This is a genomic window from Pseudonocardia sp. ZF1, from assembly GCF_056835605.1.
The window spans coordinates 522,737-538,225 of sequence record NZ_JAJNBY010000001.1 but is presented as its reverse complement, the minus strand read 5'-3'; the positions used below and the strand labels follow the sequence as shown (position 1 = coordinate 538,225).

The 15,489-nt window shown below is 74.0% G+C and carries 15 protein-coding genes; 8 read left to right on the top strand and 7 right to left on the bottom strand.

Going from position 1 to position 15,489, the window contains the following annotated elements; translation table 11 throughout:
* Window positions 1-8: 8 nt before the first annotated feature.
* From ZF1_RS02715 to ZF1_RS02705, 3 genes are all read left to right on the top strand, one after another.
* Window positions 9-980, top strand: coding sequence for an ATP-binding cassette domain-containing protein (locus ZF1_RS02715; protein WP_251787183.1), 972 nt, complete (start codon window positions 9-11; stop codon window positions 978-980).
* Window positions 977-1,795 carry an ABC transporter permease gene (locus tag ZF1_RS02710; RefSeq protein ID WP_374107532.1) on the top strand — a complete coding sequence of 273 codons (819 nt, stop codon included), beginning with the start codon at window positions 977-979 and terminating at the stop codon, window positions 1,793-1,795. The genes ZF1_RS02715 and ZF1_RS02710 overlap by 4 nt, the downstream gene beginning before the upstream one ends.
* 67 nt (window positions 1,796-1,862) lie before the next feature.
* Window positions 1,863-2,249 carry a DUF1304 domain-containing protein gene (locus ZF1_RS02705; RefSeq protein WP_208824554.1) on the top strand — a complete coding sequence of 129 codons (387 nt, stop codon included), beginning with the start codon at window positions 1,863-1,865 and terminating at the stop codon, window positions 2,247-2,249.
* Between the two features lie 134 nt (window positions 2,250-2,383).
* Here ZF1_RS02705 and ZF1_RS02700 read toward each other — a convergent pair whose 3' ends face one another.
* From ZF1_RS02700 to ZF1_RS02690, 3 genes are all read right to left on the bottom strand, one after another.
* Window positions 2,384-3,508, bottom strand: coding sequence for a DUF4190 domain-containing protein (locus ZF1_RS02700; RefSeq protein WP_482636374.1), 1,125 nt, complete (start codon window positions 3,506-3,508; stop codon window positions 2,384-2,386).
* A 105-nt stretch (window positions 3,509-3,613) separates the two neighbouring features.
* Window positions 3,614-4,429, bottom strand: a complete 816-nt coding sequence (locus ZF1_RS02695) for a DUF72 domain-containing protein (protein WP_482636373.1) — start codon at window positions 4,427-4,429, stop codon at window positions 3,614-3,616.
* The gene (locus ZF1_RS02690; RefSeq protein WP_482636372.1) at window positions 4,426-5,187 is read right to left on the bottom strand and encodes an alpha/beta fold hydrolase; all 762 of its coding nucleotides are present in this window, start codon (window positions 5,185-5,187) and stop codon (window positions 4,426-4,428) included. The genes ZF1_RS02695 and ZF1_RS02690 overlap by 4 nt, the downstream gene beginning before the upstream one ends.
* Window positions 5,188-5,322: 135 nt before the next feature.
* On the opposite strand from ZF1_RS02690, the gene ZF1_RS02685 reads away from it, so the two are divergent.
* On the top strand, window positions 5,323-6,153 hold the full coding sequence (locus tag ZF1_RS02685) for a serine hydrolase domain-containing protein (protein ID WP_251787178.1): 831 nt from the start codon (window positions 5,323-5,325) through the stop codon (window positions 6,151-6,153).
* Window positions 6,154-6,160: 7 nt separating this feature from the next.
* Here ZF1_RS02685 and ZF1_RS02680 read toward each other — a convergent pair whose 3' ends face one another.
* Genes ZF1_RS02680 through ZF1_RS02665 form a run of 4 tightly spaced genes read right to left on the bottom strand, consistent with a single transcriptional unit; the run spans window position 6,161 to window position 8,644 of the window.
* Window positions 6,161-6,409 carry a hypothetical protein gene (locus tag ZF1_RS02680; RefSeq protein ID WP_208824544.1) on the bottom strand — a complete coding sequence of 83 codons (249 nt, stop codon included), beginning with the start codon at window positions 6,407-6,409 and terminating at the stop codon, window positions 6,161-6,163.
* Entirely contained in the window at window positions 6,406-6,630 is a 225-nt protein-coding gene (locus ZF1_RS02675; protein WP_251787177.1) for a non-oxidative hydroxyarylic acid decarboxylases subunit D, read from the bottom strand. The genes ZF1_RS02680 and ZF1_RS02675 overlap by 4 nt, the downstream gene beginning before the upstream one ends.
* A complete protein-coding gene (locus tag ZF1_RS02670) occupies window positions 6,630-8,063 on the bottom strand; it encodes a non-oxidative hydroxyarylic acid decarboxylases subunit C (protein WP_208824540.1) in 1,434 nt (477 codons plus the stop codon). Before ZF1_RS02670 ends, ZF1_RS02675 begins: the two co-directional genes overlap by 1 nt.
* Window positions 8,063-8,644, bottom strand: a complete 582-nt coding sequence (locus tag ZF1_RS02665; protein WP_208824538.1) for a UbiX family flavin prenyltransferase — start codon at window positions 8,642-8,644, stop codon at window positions 8,063-8,065. Before ZF1_RS02665 ends, ZF1_RS02670 begins: the two co-directional genes overlap by 1 nt.
* A 59-nt stretch (window positions 8,645-8,703) precedes the next feature.
* Between ZF1_RS02665 and ZF1_RS02660 the strand changes: the two genes are divergently transcribed.
* The 4 genes from ZF1_RS02660 to ZF1_RS02645 all read left to right on the top strand — a co-directional run bounded on the left by ZF1_RS02660 (window position 8,704) and on the right by ZF1_RS02645 (window position 15,475).
* Window positions 8,704-9,159, top strand: a complete 456-nt coding sequence (locus ZF1_RS02660; protein ID WP_482636371.1) for a MarR family winged helix-turn-helix transcriptional regulator — start codon at window positions 8,704-8,706, stop codon at window positions 9,157-9,159.
* A 279-nt stretch (window positions 9,160-9,438) separates the two neighbouring features.
* Window positions 9,439-13,776 carry an ATP-dependent RNA helicase HrpA gene (hrpA, locus tag ZF1_RS02655; RefSeq protein ID WP_482636370.1) on the top strand — a complete coding sequence of 1,446 codons (4,338 nt, stop codon included), beginning with the start codon at window positions 9,439-9,441 and terminating at the stop codon, window positions 13,774-13,776.
* 36 nt (window positions 13,777-13,812) lie between these two features.
* Window positions 13,813-14,202: a VOC family protein gene (locus ZF1_RS02650; protein ID WP_476653654.1), complete on the top strand. Its 390-nt coding sequence runs from the start codon at window positions 13,813-13,815 to the stop codon at window positions 14,200-14,202.
* Window positions 14,203-14,272: 70 nt separating this feature from the next.
* Window positions 14,273-15,475, top strand: coding sequence for an acyl-CoA dehydrogenase family protein (locus ZF1_RS02645; RefSeq protein ID WP_208824530.1), 1,203 nt, complete (start codon window positions 14,273-14,275; stop codon window positions 15,473-15,475).
* The last annotated feature ends 14 nt before the right edge of the window (window positions 15,476-15,489 follow it).

Sequence of the window (15,489 nt, the reverse complement as noted above, 5' to 3'; positions counted from 1 at the left end):
ACAACACGATGCCGGACGCGATCCGCGCCACGGGACTGGTCAAGACCTATGGTTCGCTCCGCGCGCTCGACGGGGTCGACCTGTCGGTGCCGGAGGGGACGGTGCTCGGCCTGCTGGGCCCGAACGGCGCCGGGAAGACCACGGTCGTCCGGGTGCTGACCACACTGCTGACACCGGACGCGGGCGCGGCCACCGTGGCCGGCGTCGACGTGCTGGCCGACCCGGCAGGCGTCCGCCGCCGGATCGGTCTGTCCGGGCAGTACGCCGCGGTCGACGAGTACCTGACCGGCTTCGAGAACCTGGAGATGGTCGGGCGGCTCTACCACCTGGGTCGGCGCCGGGCCCGGGACCGGGCCCGTGAGCTGCTGGCCGACTTCGGCCTGACCGACGCCGCGGACCGTCCGGCCCGGACCTACTCCGGCGGGATGCGCCGCCGGCTCGACCTGGCCGGGGCGCTCGTCGCCGACCCGCCGGTGCTGCTGCTCGACGAGCCGACCACCGGGCTGGACCCGCGCAGCCGCAACGACCTGTGGGACGTGATCCGCGGGCTCGTCGCGCGCGGGACGACGCTGCTGCTCACCACCCAGTACCTGGAGGAGGCCGACGCGCTGGCCGACGAGATCGTGGTCATCGATCACGGCCGGGTCATCGCCCGCGGCACCGCGGACGAGCTCAAGTCGCAGGTCGGCGGGGAGCGCCTGGAGGTCACGACCAGCCTGGCCGACGACCTGGAGCCCACCTCCGCACTGCTCGCCTCGCTCGGCGTGGGTGAGGCCGTGCTGGACCGGCACCGCCGCTCCCTGACGATGCCGGTCAGCGGCGGGGTCGAGGTGCTGCGCGCCGCGCTGGACCGGCTCGCCGAGGCCGGCACCAAGGTCGACGACGCGGGGCTGCGCCGCCCGACGCTCGACGACGTCTTCCTCACCCTGACCGGGCGCCCCGCCGACGAGGCGGACCAGGCCGAGGAGCCGACCCCGTGAACGCCGCCGCCACCATGCTCGCCGACGCCTCCGTCGTCGCGAAGCGCAACCTGATCAAGATCAAGCGGGTCCCGGACCTGCTGGTCTTCACCACCCTGTCCCCGATCATGTTCGTGCTGCTGTTCGCCTACGTCTTCGGCGGCGCGATCGACCCGGCCGGCGGCGGGGCCGGGTACCGCGAGTTCCTGATGGCCGGGATCTTCGCCCAGACCGTCATCTTCGGGGCCACGAACACCGGCGCCGGGCTCGCCGAGGACGTCAAGAAGGGCATCATCGAGCGGTTCCGCTCGCTGCCGATGTCGTCGTCGGCGGTGCTGACCGGCCGGACCCTGTCCGACGTGGTGAACAACCTGATCGTGCTGGTCGTGATGTCGCTGACCGGGCTGCTGGTCGGCTGGCGCATCCACACCTCGGTCGGCGAGGCGCTCGCCGGGTTCGCGGTGCTGATCGTGTTCGCCTACGCGTTCTCGTGGGTGATGGCGTTCGTCGGGCTGCTGGTGCCGAGCCCGGAGGTCGTGAACAACGCGTCGTTCATCGTGATCTTCCCGGTGACGTTCCTGGCGAACACCTTCGTGCCGCTGAACTCGCTGCCCGGCCCACTGCGGCTGTTCGCCGAGTGGAACCCGGTCTCGGCGGTCACCGCGGCCGCACGGACCCTGTTCGGCAACGACGGCGCGATCCCCGCGTCGGCGTCCGCCTCGGACGCCTGGCCGCTGCAGCACCCGGTGCTCTACGTGCTGATCTGGTCGGTCGTGATCGTCGCGGTGTTCGCGCCGCTGGCGAGCCGGCAGTACCGGCGGGCAGCGAGCCGCTGACCCCGCTGCCGCCGGTCCCACTACGGTCCCCCTGCGGCGGAACGGTTCCGCCGCGGAGGGGGCCGTCGTGATCGTCGCCGGGCTGGTGCTGACCGGGATCGGGGCGCTGATCCACGTCTACATCTTCGTGCTGGAGTCGCTGCTCTGGACCACCGACCGGGCCCGGGCGACCTTCGGTACGGACCGCGCGGAGGCGGAGCAGACCCGGGCGCTGGCGTTCAACCAGGGCTTCTACAACCTGTTCCTCGCCGTCGCCGTGCTGCTCGGGGCCGTGGTGTTCGCGACGGGCGCCCGCAGCGTCGGCGCGACGCTGGTGTTCACCGGGGCGGGCTCGATGGTCGCCGCCGGGCTGGTGCTGCTGCTGTCGGACCCGTCGAAGCGGCGGCCGGCGTCGATCCAGCTGGGGCCGCCGCTGCTGGGCGTGCTGGCCCTCGCGGTGGGACTGGCGGCCTGACCCCGGACGTGGGAAGGCCCTCCCCGGGCGTCCCCGGGGAGGGCCTCGTCGTCCGTCGGGACGCTCGTCGTGCGTGACCACTCCAGCGACTGCGCGGGCGCGTCGCTGCCGAGCGTCCCGGCGTCCGTCTGGGGTCAGCCGACCTGGTTGAGCCAGGCTCCGCGGCTGTTGGAGAAGTCCATCGCGTCGTAGAGCAGGACGTACTGCCCGGTCGCGCCGCTCGGCCGGTCGAAGCAGACGGTGCCGGTCGTGGTGCCGCCGGGCGCCAGCTGGCCGGCGGAGAGCAGCGAGTCGGAACCGAGCAGCGTGGTCATCAGCGCCGCGCCGTTCGGGTCCTGGAGCTTCCAGTCGAAGCCCCCGTTGAAGGACTCCGTACCGGATCCGGTGTTGGTGTAGGTGACGTCCGAGCACAGGGTCTGCCCGATGGTCGAGTCGCCCGGCTGCAGCGGGGTGGCCGCGATCTGCAGGTTCCCGACGGTCAGCGTCTCACCTGCATCGGCGACCACGTCGTCGGCGGTCGCACCCGGGAAGGCGCCGGAGGCTCCCGACCCGGCCACGGCCGGAGTCGCCGTCGAGGAGGTCGTCGGCAGACCCGACACCGCGGCGGCGAACACCGACGCGTAGAGGACGCAGACCACGAGCCCGATCACCGAGAGCACGGTGCCCGCGATCGCGACGCCGCGGTTGTCCGCCCGGCCCCTGCTCGCCCGGACGACCCCGAGCACACCGAACAGCAGGCCCAGCAGCACCAGCGGCCAGGCGATCATCCCGATGATCGGGATGAAGGAGAACAGCAGGCCCAGGATCCCGAGCACCAGCGCGGTGACGCCGAACCCGTTGCGCGGGGCGACGGCGGGGACGGCCGGGGCCGCGGTGCGCTGCTGCGGGACACCGCCGCGCCGGGCCGCGCTCGGCCAGGGCTGGGCGCCGGTGGCGGCCGGGGCCTGCTGCTGCGGGCCGCGGGTCTGCTGCGGGACCCCGCCCGGGTTGGTGCGGCCGAAGGGCGGCCCGCCGAAGGGGACCTCGGGGTGGCCGTCGTAGTAGGGGTTCGGGTTCCCGCCGGAGTGCTGCGGCCGGGGCTGGTGGTGCGGCGCCCAGCCCTGCGGCGCGGCACCGCGCGGGTCCTGCGCGTACTGCTGCTGGTGGCGGCCGGGGCCCTGGGTGCCCGGGTACTGCTGCGGGACACGGTGCGGGCCGGACTGCTGCTGCGGCGGGCCGGAGAGGTCCGGGGCGCCGTGGCGGTTCTGCGGAGTGGTCACGTCACGGCTGTCGCGGCGACGGCGGCCGGCGTATCAGGCGGCCCGTCCTTATCAACAAATGTGAGGACAGGTCCGTTCAGCCGTGCCGACAGTCGGCCGAACAGGTCAGCCGAGGCGGTCGATCAGGGCCAGTGCGTCGGCCGGTGCGTGGACCTTCGCGTCGTTGTCGAAGTAGCAGACGACGTCGTGCCCGGCGTCGCGCCAGGCCCGGATGCGCTCCGCCCAGCCGTCGAGGGCCTCGGCGGTGTAGCCGCCGGTGTAGAGCTCCCCCTGGCCGTGCAGGCGCAGGTAGACGAGGTCGGCGGTGACCTCGTCGAACACCGGCCAGGTGCCCGCGGAGTCCGACAGCACCAGGGCGACGCCGTGCTCGCGCAGCAGCGCGGTGAACGCGGGGTCGCGGAACGACTCGTGCCGGGGCTCGACCGCGTGGCGCAGCGGGCGGTCGCCGTCGGTCTCGACGAGCGCGCGCCCGTCGAGACGGTCGTCGTGACCGGTCGCGGCGCGGGCAGCCGCCGCCGTCGTCGACGGCAGCAGGGTCAGGAACTCCGCGACCCGGTCGGCGTCGAACCGCATCCGCGGCGGGAGCTGCCACAGCACCGGCCCGAGCGCCGGGCCGAGGCCGAGCACCCCGGAGGCGAGGAAGTTCGCGACCGGCACCGCGACGTCGCGCAGCTGCTTGAGGTGCGTCACGAATCGCGGGCCCTTCACCGCGAACACGAAACCGGCGGGGACCTGCGCGGCCCAGGCGCGGTAGCTCTCCGGGCGCTGCAACGCGTAGAACGACCCGTTGATCTCGATCGAGGTGACCTGCCGGGACAGGTACTCCAGCTCGCGGCGCTGCACCAGTCCGGGCGGGTAGAACGTGCCGCGCCACGGCGGGTAGCGCCACCCCGAGGTGCCGACGAGCACGGTTCCGCTCACGTGCCGCCGACCAGCCCGCGCAGCGCGGCCGCGCCGGCGACCGGGTGCGTCACGGGCCCGTCGTGGCCGCCGGGCAGCTCGACGAGCCCACGCCCGAGCCGGGACGCGAGCACCTCGGCGCAGCGGTGCTCCCAGCGCCCGCGCGACTCGAGCCCACCGGTGGGGACGACCCGGACCCCGCTCGCAGTGATGTCGTCGGGGTCGATGCGGACGGCCCGTACCGCGGGGACGTCGTGGCGCAGGAACCGGCGCAGCGCGGGCTCCGGGTCCCCGGACGGCGGCTCCGGCCGGTAGCCGGGTTCGACGGGGTCCTCGCCCGAGGTCAGCGCGGCCATCAGCCGCAGCGCCCCGCCGAGGTCGTCGCGTGCGGCGAGCGCCTCGACCCGGTCCAGGGCCGCCTCGCGGTCGGCATCGCGGACGAGGCCGGGCAGCGGCGGCTCGTGCGCCACCAGCGTCGTGACCAGGTCCGGGTGGCGCACCGCGAGCAGCAGGCCGATCACTGCCCCGATGCTCACCCCCACGACGGCGGACGGTCCGGTGTCGGCCAGCAGCGCGGCGGCGTCGTCGGCGTGCGCGGTCAGCCCGACCGGGTCCGGCCCGGCCGGGCTGCGACCGACGCCGCGCCGGTCGTAGGTGCGGACCCGGTGGGTGACGGCGAGCTCGCCGACGAGCATCCGGGCCGCGCCGGCCTCGGCCACGCCGCCCTGGACCAGCAGCAGCGGCGGTCCCGACCCGGTGGTCTCGTGGTGCAGTGGCACGGTGCCCTCCCTCGCGGTGCGCGGCCGGATGCGGGACCCGGCGGACGCGGTACGGGCCCGATCATCGCCCGGGCGGCTGCGGTCCCGCCCGTTTGCCAGGATGGACGGCATGCGCACCCGACCGCACCTCCCGTCGTGACCGAGCTCGCCCCGGCGGTGCGCCGGGTCCTGGACTGGCCGGTCGACCACGTGGGCGCGGCCGTCGTCGCCGCCGACGGCACCGTGCTCGCCACCGCGGGCGACACCGACCGCGAGTTCGGTCTGGCCTCGGTGACCAAGCTGCTCTCGGCCTACGCCGCGCTGGTCGCCGTGGAGGAGGGCGCCGTCGACTGGGACGACGCGGCCGGCCCGGAGGGCGCGACCGTGCGCCACCTGATCGCGCACACCTCGGGTCTGGCGTTCGACACCGACGACGTCCGCGCCGCCCCCGGTGAGCAGCGGATCTACTCCAACACCGGGTTCGCGGTGCTCGCCGGCGCCATCGCCGAGGCGACCGGCATCGGGTTCGCCGAGTACCTGCACGAGGCCGTCTGCGCCCCGCTCGGGATGACGCACACCCGGCTGGAGGGCTCGGCGGGCGCGGGCGCGGTGTCCACCGTCGACGACCTGGCCCGCTTCGCCGCCGAGCTGCAGGCCCCGCAGCTGCTCGACCCGCGCACCGTCGCTGAGGCGACGACCGTCACCCACCCCGGGCTCGACGGCCTGCTCCCCGGGTACGGACGGCAGCGGCCGAACGACTGGGGCCTGGGCTTCGAGATCCGCGACGGCAAGTCCCCGCACTGGACCGGGGAGCACTCGTCGCCGCGGACCTTCGGCCACTTCGGCCAGTCCGGCACGTTCCTGTGGGTCGACCCGGACGTGCGCGCCGCCGCCGTCGTGCTGACCGACCGCGACTTCGGGCCGTGGGCGGTCCAGGCGTGGACGCCGTGGACCGACGGGGTGCTCGCGGCGCTCGGGGCCGGCTGAGGACGGGTCAGGGGCCGACCCGGTCGAAGCCCCAGGAGTGCGGAGGCCGGGCCAGCAGCTCGCCGGGCGGCTCGGGCAGCGTCGTGCCGGCCGGCACCCCGACCGCGATGACGACGACCCGCCCGCCGTCGGCGACGAACAGCTCGTGGCGCTCGGCGCCGGCCAGCGCGACGGCGGCCCGCTCGCGCACGTGGGCGAGGAGCTCGTCGCGCCGGCCGTCGGCGGCGCGGGCCTCCCACATCAGCGTCGGGGTCACGCCCGGCGCTCCGGGACGGTCGGCACGTCGACCGCGGCGGCCACGTCCTGCTCGGTGACCCGGAACCGGGCCGGGTAGTGCGCGGCGTCGCGGACGGCGGGCGGCTCGGTGTCGCGCCAGACGAAGCCGCACAGGCTGCAGCGGTGCACGGTCCACACGCCGGGGACCGGGGAGGTCGCGAGCACGGCGGCGCCGTCGGTGGAGCAGCGCGGACAGGTCATCAGAGGTTCTCCTTCCGGTCGCCGGCGACGAGGCGGCCGAGGCGCTCGACCCAGGCCGCGGTGTCGTCGGGCGGCACGACGCCCTGGGAGTAGTGCCCGCGGTCGTCCGGGGCGGTCGGGGTGGTGGCGTCGATGATCAGCTTGTGGGTGATGCCGACCGGGTCGGACCCGGGGTCCAGCGGCAGCACCGGCATGTCGGGCAGGGTCACCAGGTCGTGCGCGGGGTGCATCTTGGTCGACAACGCCCACATGACCTGGGGCAGGTCGAAGGGGTCCACGGTGTCGTCGACGCAGATCACGACCTTGCAGTAGCCGAGGCCGTGCGGGGTGGTCATGGTCCGCATCCCGACGGCCTTGGCGAAGCCCCCGTAGCGGTTGCGGACCGAGACGATCGCGAGCAGGCCGTGGGTGTACATGGCGTTGACCGCGCGCACCTCGGGGAACTCGGCCTGCAGCTGCTTGAGCAGCGGGACGCAGGTGTTCGGCCCGATGAGGTAGTCGCACTCGGTCCACGGCATGCCGATGTAGAGGTGCTCGAAGTAGGGCGTGGTCCGGTAGGACACCCGGTCGATGCGGATCTGCGGCATCCGGCGGCCGCCGGAGTAGTGCCCGGTGAACTCGCCGAACGGGCCCTCGAAGTGCCGCTCGCGGCCCAGGACGACGCCCTCCAGCAGGATCTCGCAGCCCCACGGGACGTCGAGCCCGGTCTCCGGACCGGTGGCGATCGGGCAGGGCGAGCCGCGCAGGGCGCCCGCCATCTCGTACTCGCTGTCGGCGTAGGCGATCGGCATGCCCGCGACCAGGGGGATCGTCGGCTCGTTGCCGAGCGCGATCGCGACCGGCAGGTCCTCGCCGCGCTCCTCGGCGCGGCGCAGCTGCAGCGCGATGTCGTGCTGCGGGACGGGCTGCAGACCGAGCGTGCGCGGCCCCTGGACCTCCATCCGGTAGATGCCCAGGTTCTGCTTGCCGAAGGACTCCGGGTCGTCGGGGTCGCGGCTGACGACGGCGGCCTTGTCGATGTAGAAGCCGCCGTCGCCGGCGTTGATGCGGAACAGCGGCAGCAGCGAGAACAGGTCGACCGCCTCGCCGGCGACGGTGTTCTCCGCGAACGGCGGGTCGGCGCGCCGCTCGACCGGCACCGGGAAGGCGTCCCAGCGACGACCGAACTCCTCGACCTGCTCGCGCACCGGGGTCTCCGGCGGCAGCCCGAGCGCGACGGCGTGGTTGGCCCAGGAGCCGTGCGCGTTGAGCACGATGTTCGGGTCGCGGAACCCGGCGACGTCGGTGAACAGCAGCGCGGGGGCGCGGTCGCCGAGCTTCGGGGCGGCGGCACCGGCGGCGCCGAGGTCGGGCTCGGCCTTCACCTCGTCGTCGATGCGTAGGAGCTGGCCGTGCCGCTCGAGCTCGGCCAGGTAGTCGCGGAAGGTGTCCATCAGGCGCTCCTCCTCTGACGCGCGGACCCGCCGGTCCAGCGGCGGGCCCGCGGGGCGGGCAGGTCGAACTGGTCGCAGATGCGGGCGACGACGTGGTCCACGACGTCGTCCACCGCGGCCGGGTGGTTGTAGAAGGCGGGCATCGGCGGGACGATCCGCACCCCGGTGCGGCGCAGGGCCAGCATGTTCTCGAGGTGGATCTCCGACAGCGGGGTCTCCCGCGGCACGAGGACCAGCTTCCGGTCCTCCTTGATCGTGACGTCCGCGGCGCGGGCCACGAGCCCGTCGGCGATGCCGTGCCGGATCTGCGCGAGGGTCTTCATCGAGCAGGGGACGACGACCATCCCGTCCGTGCGGAACGAGCCGGACGAGATCGAGGCCGCCTGGTCCCCGAACGGGTGCGCGGTCCCGGCCAGCGCCTCGACCTCGGGCACCGTCCAGCCGGTCTCCTCGACGATCGTCGCCCGCGCCCACTTCGAGAGCACGAGGTGCGTGTCGACCTCGGCGTCGCGCAGCGCCTCCAGCAGGCGGATCCCGAGGATCGCGCCGGTCGCGCCGGTGATTCCCACGACGAGTCGCACCGGACCACCTCCCAACTAGTTCGTATACTAACTGTTTGCATACGCACTATACTCGCGGCATGACCGATCGCAACCCGGGTGCCGACGAGGCGGTCGTCCACCTGCTCCGCCGGGTCCTGCAGTCCCACACCGCGGCCTGGCAGCAGCGCGTCCCGCAGCTGACCAAGCCGCAGTACGCGATGCTCGACGCGCTGCGCCGGCGCCCCGGGATCGACCAGGTCACGCTCGGATCGCTCGCCGCGACCGACAAGGGCACCACCACCGAGCTGCTGCGCCGGATGGAACGTCACGGCTGGCTGACCCGCTCGCGTTCCGAGACCGACCAGCGACGACGGCTGGTCCACCTCACCGACGAGGGCGAACGCCTGGCCACCGGGGCCGCGACCGAGGCCCGTGCGCTGGCCGCCGAGTTCCTCGCCCCGCTCGACGAGGCCGAGCGGGCCCGGTTGCGCGACCTGCTGGCCCGGCTCGCCGAGGCGGGGTCCGACACCGTTCCCGAGGGGGGCGGGAGCTGAGCCGGAAACCGTCGCGCGGGGCGGGAATGATCCGGGACCCCCTCCCGTTGGAACGACTGTCCGAGCCGGGCGAACCGAGTCCCCGGGCCGCAATAGACAACCGCCGCCGTGGAGTTCCGTTCGGCTGGAGCCGCGGTGCGCCACTCGCCGCGAGGCGACCGGCGTCCGGTTCGGACCCCATACCGCCGATTCCCGAAACCCATTCGACGACGCCTGCGAGGCCGGTCACCATGGTCGGCGCACGCCCGGTCCCGGGCGAGCAGGCAGACTGAACGAACGATGTCCAGCGAACCCGTCCCGTCTCCGACTTCCGCACAGCCGTCGTCGCACGACCGTCCGCGCCGACCCCGCCGCCGTCCCGGCGCACGGGGCGACCACCAGGCGCGCGGCGGGAGCTCCGGCACCCCGCAGGACACACCTCCACACGAGAACACCTCATCGGACCTCGCCGCAGCGCAGGCCGCCCCCGGGACGGAGGGCGCCGCGCGCGGCGTCCCGGCCCGCGATCAGCAGCGCCGCCGTGCATCGACGCAGCGCCGCCGCGGGCCTCGGGGTCGGCGCGCTGCCGTCACGGCGCCCGGCCCCGACCAGCCCGGCCGTCGCGGCCCCGACCGCGACGGCCGCGACTCCGCCGAGCCGCTCCCCCCGCTCGACGACGCCGAGCTCACCGCCCTGCGGGAGCGCCTCGACGCGCTCGGACCGGCCGAGGCCGAGCGGCTGCGCGGCCGGCTGGACCGGGCCCGCGACGGGCGTGCCCAGCAGCGGGTCGCCGACGCCGTCGCGAAGGCCGAGCACCGCGTGGAACGGCGCCGCGCCGCGCTGCCGCGGATCTCCTACCCCGCGACGCTGCCGGTCTCCGCACGCCGCGAGGAGATCGCCGACGCGATCCGCGACAACCAGGTCGTGATCGTCGCCGGGGAGACCGGATCCGGGAAGACGACGCAGCTGCCGAAGATCTGCCTCGAACTGGGCCGCGGTGTGCACGGGATGATCGGGCACACCCAGCCGCGGCGGCTCGCCGCGCGCACCGTCGCCACCCGGATCGCCGAGGAACTGGGCGTCGAGCTCGGCGGGGCGGTCGGCTGGAAGGTCCGGTTCACCGACGCCGTCGGCGACTCGACCATGGTCAAGCTGATGACCGACGGCATCCTGCTGGCCGAGCTGGCCGGCGACAAGGACCTGCTGGCCTACGACACGCTGATCATCGACGAGGCGCACGAGCGCAGCCTCAACATCGACTTCATCCTCGGGTACCTGACCCGGCTGCTCCCCCGCCGTCCGGACCTGAAGGTCGTCATCACCTCGGCGACGATCGACCCGGAGCGCTTCGCCCGGCACTTCGGCACGGCCACCGAGGGCAGCGACCCGACCCCGGCCCCGATCGTCGAGGTCTCCGGGCGCACGTTCCCGGTCGAGGTGCGCTACCGCCCCGTCGTCGACCCGGACGACCCGGACGCCGATCCCGACCGGCAGCTGGACGACGCGATCGGCGACGCCGTCGTCGAGCTCCAGCGCGAGGGACCGGGCGACGTGCTGGTGTTCCTGCCCGGTGAGCGCGAGATCCGCGAGGCCACCGAGGCCCTGGAGCGACGCAACCTGCGGAACACCGAGATCCTGCCGCTCTACGCCCGACTGTCGACGGCCGAGCAACAGCGTGTCTGGGCGCCGCACGCGGGCAACCGGGTGGTGCTGGCCACCAACGTCGCCGAGACCTCGCTGACCGTGCCCGGCGTCCGCTACGTCGTGGACACCGGCACCGCGCGCATCTCGCGCTACTCGCGCCGGCTCAAGGTGCAGCGGCTGCCGATCGAGAAGATCTCCCAGGCCTCGGCGAACCAGCGGTCCGGGCGCTGCGGCCGCACCTCCGACGGCATCGCGATCCGGCTGTACGCCGAGGACGACTTCGACGCCCGCCCCGAGTTCACCGACCCGGAGATCCTGCGGACCAACCTGGCGTCGGTCGTCCTGCAGATGATCGCGCTGGACCTGGGCGAGATCTCGGAGTTCCCGTTCGTCGAGCCGCCGGACCGGCGTGCCGTCGCCGACGGCCTGGACCTGCTGCACGAGCTCGGCGCGCTGCGCCCGGACCGGCGCTCGCTGACCGCGGTCGGACAGTCGCTGGCGCGGCTGCCGGTGGACCCGCGGCTGGGCCGGATGCTCGTGGAGGCGCACCGCAACGGCTGCCTGCGCGAGGTGCTGGTCATCGCCGCCGCGCTGAGCGTGCAGGACCCGCGCGAGCGGCCCACCGAGCAGCGCCAGGCCGCCGACGACAGACACCGCCGCTTCGGTGAGGACGGCTCGGACTTCCTGGCCTACCTGCGGCTGTGGGACCACCTGAACGCCCGCCGCGACGAGCTGTCGGGCAGCCGGTTCCGCCGCGAGCTGCGTGAGGACTTCCTGCACTACCTGCGTGTGCGCGAGTGGTGGGACCTGCACGGCCAGCTCCGCCAGGCCGCCCGCAGCTCCGGCATGGATCTGAACGACCACGACCCCGAGTGGCCGCGGCACGCCGACCGGATCCACCAGTCCGTCCTGGCCGGGCTGCTGTCGCAGGTCGGTATGCAGGACCCTCTCTCCGAGAAGGCCACGGGGAAGCGCAGAGGGGACGGTGGAGACGGGAAGAAGGAGCGGAAGGGCCCGAAGGACTACCTCGGCGCCCGCGGCGCGAAGTTCGCGATCTGGCCCGGCTCGGGACTGGCGCGCAAGCCCCCGCGCTGGGTGATGGCCGCCGAACTCGTCGAGACGACGAGATTGTGGGCGCGGACCGTCGCACCGGTCCAGCCGGACTGGATCGAGCCCCTCGCCGGACATCTCGTCAAGAAGACGTATTCGGAACCGCGCTGGTCACGCACGCGCGCGTCCGCCGTCGCGACCGAACGGGTCACGCTGCACGGGCTGCCGCTGGTGGCCGACCGCAGCGTCGCCTACGGCCGGATCGACGCCGAGGTGAGCCGCGACCTGTTCCTGCGGCACGCCCTCGTCGAGGGCGACTGGGAGACCCGGCACCCGTTCTTCCACGCCAACCGGGAGCTGCTCGAGGACGTCGAGGAGCTCGAGCACCGGGCGCGGCGTCGCGATCTGGTCGTCGACGAGGACACCCTGTTCGCCTTCTACGACGAGCGGGTCCCCGCCGACGTCGTCTCCGGTGCGCACTTCGACCGGTGGTGGAAGAAGGAGTCGAGGCGGACCCCGGACCGGCTGACCTACACCGAGGAGATGCTCGCGACCGAGGCCGCGAAGCAGGTCGACCGCGCCCACTACCCCGACCACGTCGAGGCGGGCGGGCTGACCCTGCCGCTGTCCTACGCGTTCGAGCCCGGCCATCACGAGGACGGCGTGACCGTCGACGTACCGGTGGCGGCACTGAACCAGGTCGACCCGACGCCGTTCACCTGGCAGGTGCCCGGGCTGCGCGAGGAGCTCGTCACCGCGCTGATCCGGACGCTGCCGCGGAACCTGCGGCGCAACTTCTCCCCCGCCCCGGACCACGCGAAGGCGGTGCTGGCCCGGCTGCGCGGCGAGACCGGCCGGCGTCCGCTGCTGGACGTCCTGGAGGACGAGCTCGGCCGGATGCGCGACGTGCACATCCGGCGTGAGGACTGGGAGCTGGAGCGGCTGCCCGAGCACCTGACGGTGACCTTCCGGGTGCTCGACGAGTCCGGCGCCGAGCTGGCCCGCGACACCGACCTGGACCGGCTGCGCCGCGCCCTCGCCCCGAAGGTCCGCGAGGAGCTGGCCGCCGCGGGCAGCGACGTCGAGGCGACCGGGCTGACGTCGTGGACGATCGGCGACCTCCCCCGGGAGCTGCCGATCCGGCGTGGCGCGCACACGGTCACCGGCTACCCGGGCCTGCGCGACCGCGGCACGAGCGCCGACGTCCGGGTGTACGCGACGGCGCCCGAGCGCGACCCCGCCCACCACCGCGGCGCCCGGCGGCTCCTGCTCCTCAACACCACCCACCCGGGGAAGCAGGTGCAGCGCGGCCTGGACAACCGGGCGCGGCTGGCCCTGTCGCGCAACCCGCACGGCTCGCTCGACGCCCTGCTCGACGACTGCACCACCGCCGCGGCCGACCACCTGATGGCCCGGGGCGGCGGCGACCCGTTCGACGAGGCGCAGTACGCCCGGCTCGCGGAGCTGCTGCGGATGCGGCTGCCGTCGACGACGTTGCAGGTCCTCGACGCCGTACGCGGCGTGCTGGAGGTCTGGCACCGGGTCGGTGCGGCGCTGGCGGACCTGCGCGGCCCCGCCACCCGCGACGGCGTCGCCGACGTGACGGCGGTCGTGGGCCGGCTGACCGCGCCGGGCTTCGTCACCGCCGCCGGGGCGACCCGGCTCGGCGACGTGAAGCGCTACCTGCAGGGCTGCGAGCTGCGGCTGGAGAAGCTGCGCGCCGACCCCGCCCGCGACGCCCGGTGGACCGCCGAGATCGCACCGGTCGAGGCGGAGTACCGCGGGCTGCTGGCCGCCCTGCCCGAGCACACGCCGCCGTCGGCCGCGCTGCGCGAGATCGGGTGGATGGTCGAGGAGCTGCGCATCTCGCTGTACGCGCACCCGATGAAGACCCGCCATCCGGTGTCGGTGCAGCGGATCGAGCGGGCGATCGACGCGCTCTGAGGCGTGACTGTCGGGGGTCGCAGGCACACTGCCCCCATGACCGATGCACCCGTTGCCAGGTTCGCACTGTTCGCGCTCGACTGCCCGGACCCGCTGGAGCTCGCCCGGTTCTACTCCGCGATCACCGGCTGGCCGGTCGTCGGCCCCACCGACACCGACCCCGACTGGGTCGAGCTGGACGCGGGCGGGGCGGGCGCCACCCTGGCGTTCCAGCAGATCTCCGAGGGGGAGTTCACCCCGCCGGAGTGGCCGGGGCAGGTGCGCCCGCAGCGCGGGCACGTCGACTTCGACGTGCCCGACCTCGACGCCGGGGAGGCCGCGGTGCTGGCGCTCGGCGCCGTCAAGCACGAGACCCAGCCCGCACCGGAGAGCTTCCGGGTGTTCCTCGACCCGATCGGGCACCCGTTCTGCCTGGTGCGGGCCTGAGTTCCGCCCGGCGGAACCCCGGTGATTCTGTGAGGATCAGGTCTCCGTCGACGGCGAGGGGCCCGCGATCATGACCGCACCGACCACTCCGTACACCGAGCTGGGCGAGGCTCTGGGCACCGACTTCTTCTCGGTGCGCGACCAGTTCACCGACGAGCAGTGGCAGCGCTTCGCCGACACCCGCACGTTCGTCGACACCGAGGTCCTCCCCGGCATCAACGACTACTGGGAGCGCGCGGAGCTGCCCTGGCACCTGTTCCGGCGCCTGCCCGAGCTCGGGATCGTCGGCGAGGACATCCAGGGCTACGGGGCGGCCGGGATGAGCCCGCTCGCGCTCGGCCTCGTGCACATGGAACTGCACCGCGGCGACGGCTCGCTCGGCACGTTCCTCGGGGTGCACGCGGGCCTGGCGATGAAGGCGATCGCGATGTGCGGCTCGGAGGAGCAGCGGCAACGCTGGCTGCCGTCGATGTCCACCATGGACAAGTTGGGCGCGTTCGCGCTGACCGAGCCGATGCACGGTTCGGACTCGGTCGCGCTGGAGACCACCGCGACCCGCGACGGCGACCACTGGGTGCTGCGCGGGTCGAAGCGCTGGATCGGCAACGGCAGCGTCGCGGACCTGGTGGTCGTGTGGGCGCGCGACACCGACTCCGGCGAGGTGCTCGGGTTCGTCGTCGAGACCCCGGCGGAGGGCTACGAGGCCACCGTCATCCCGGGCAAGGTGTCGCTGCGGGCGCTCTGGCAGGCCGACATCGAGCTGGACGGGGTCCGGGTACCGGAGGAGAACCGGCTGGCGCAGGCGCGGACCTTCGCCGACTGCGCCGCGGTGCTGGCCACCACCCGGGGCACCTGCGCCTGGATGGCGCTGGGCCACGCGACCGCCGGCTACGACGCCGCCCTGCGCTACGCGCTGGAGCGCGAGCAGTTCGGCAAGCCGCTGGCGAGCTTCCAGATCGTGCAGCAGCGGCTCGTCGCGATGCTCGCCGACCTGACCGGCATGCAGCTCTACTGCATGCAGTCCGCCCGGCTCGCCGAGGTGGGCAAACTGTCGCCGACCGTCGCGGGGCTGGCGAAGATGCACAACACCCGGACCGCCCGCAAGATCCTCTCCGAGGCGCGCGACCTGCTCGGCGGCAACGGGATCCTGCTGGAGCACCACGTCGTGCGGCACTGGGCCGACATCGAGGCGATCCACACCTTCGAGGGCACCGAGACGATCCAGACCCTCATCGTGGGCCGGGACGTGACCGGGATCAGCGCGTTCACCTGATCCCGGCGGGCGCG

Bases quoted from the DNA above. Each gene is read 5' to 3' on its own strand.
- ZF1_RS02715 (WP_251787183.1), top strand. From the start codon at position 9: ATGCCGGACGCGATCCGCGCCACGGGACTGGTCAAGACCTATGGTTCG.
- ZF1_RS02675 (WP_251787177.1), bottom strand. From the start codon at position 6,630: ATGACCTGTCCGCGCTGCTCCACCGACGGCGCCGCCGTGCTCGCGACC.
- ZF1_RS02670 (WP_208824540.1), bottom strand. From the start codon at position 8,063: ATGGACACCTTCCGCGACTACCTGGCCGAGCTCGAGCGGCACGGCCAG.
- ZF1_RS02660 (WP_482636371.1), top strand. From the start codon at position 8,704: ATGACCGATCGCAACCCGGGTGCCGACGAGGCGGTCGTCCACCTGCTC.
- hrpA (WP_482636370.1), top strand. From the start codon at position 9,439: ATGTCCAGCGAACCCGTCCCGTCTCCGACTTCCGCACAGCCGTCGTCG.
- ZF1_RS02650 (WP_476653654.1), top strand. From the start codon at position 13,813: ATGACCGATGCACCCGTTGCCAGGTTCGCACTGTTCGCGCTCGACTGC.
- ZF1_RS02645 (WP_208824530.1), top strand. From the start codon at position 14,273: ATGACCGCACCGACCACTCCGTACACCGAGCTGGGCGAGGCTCTGGGC.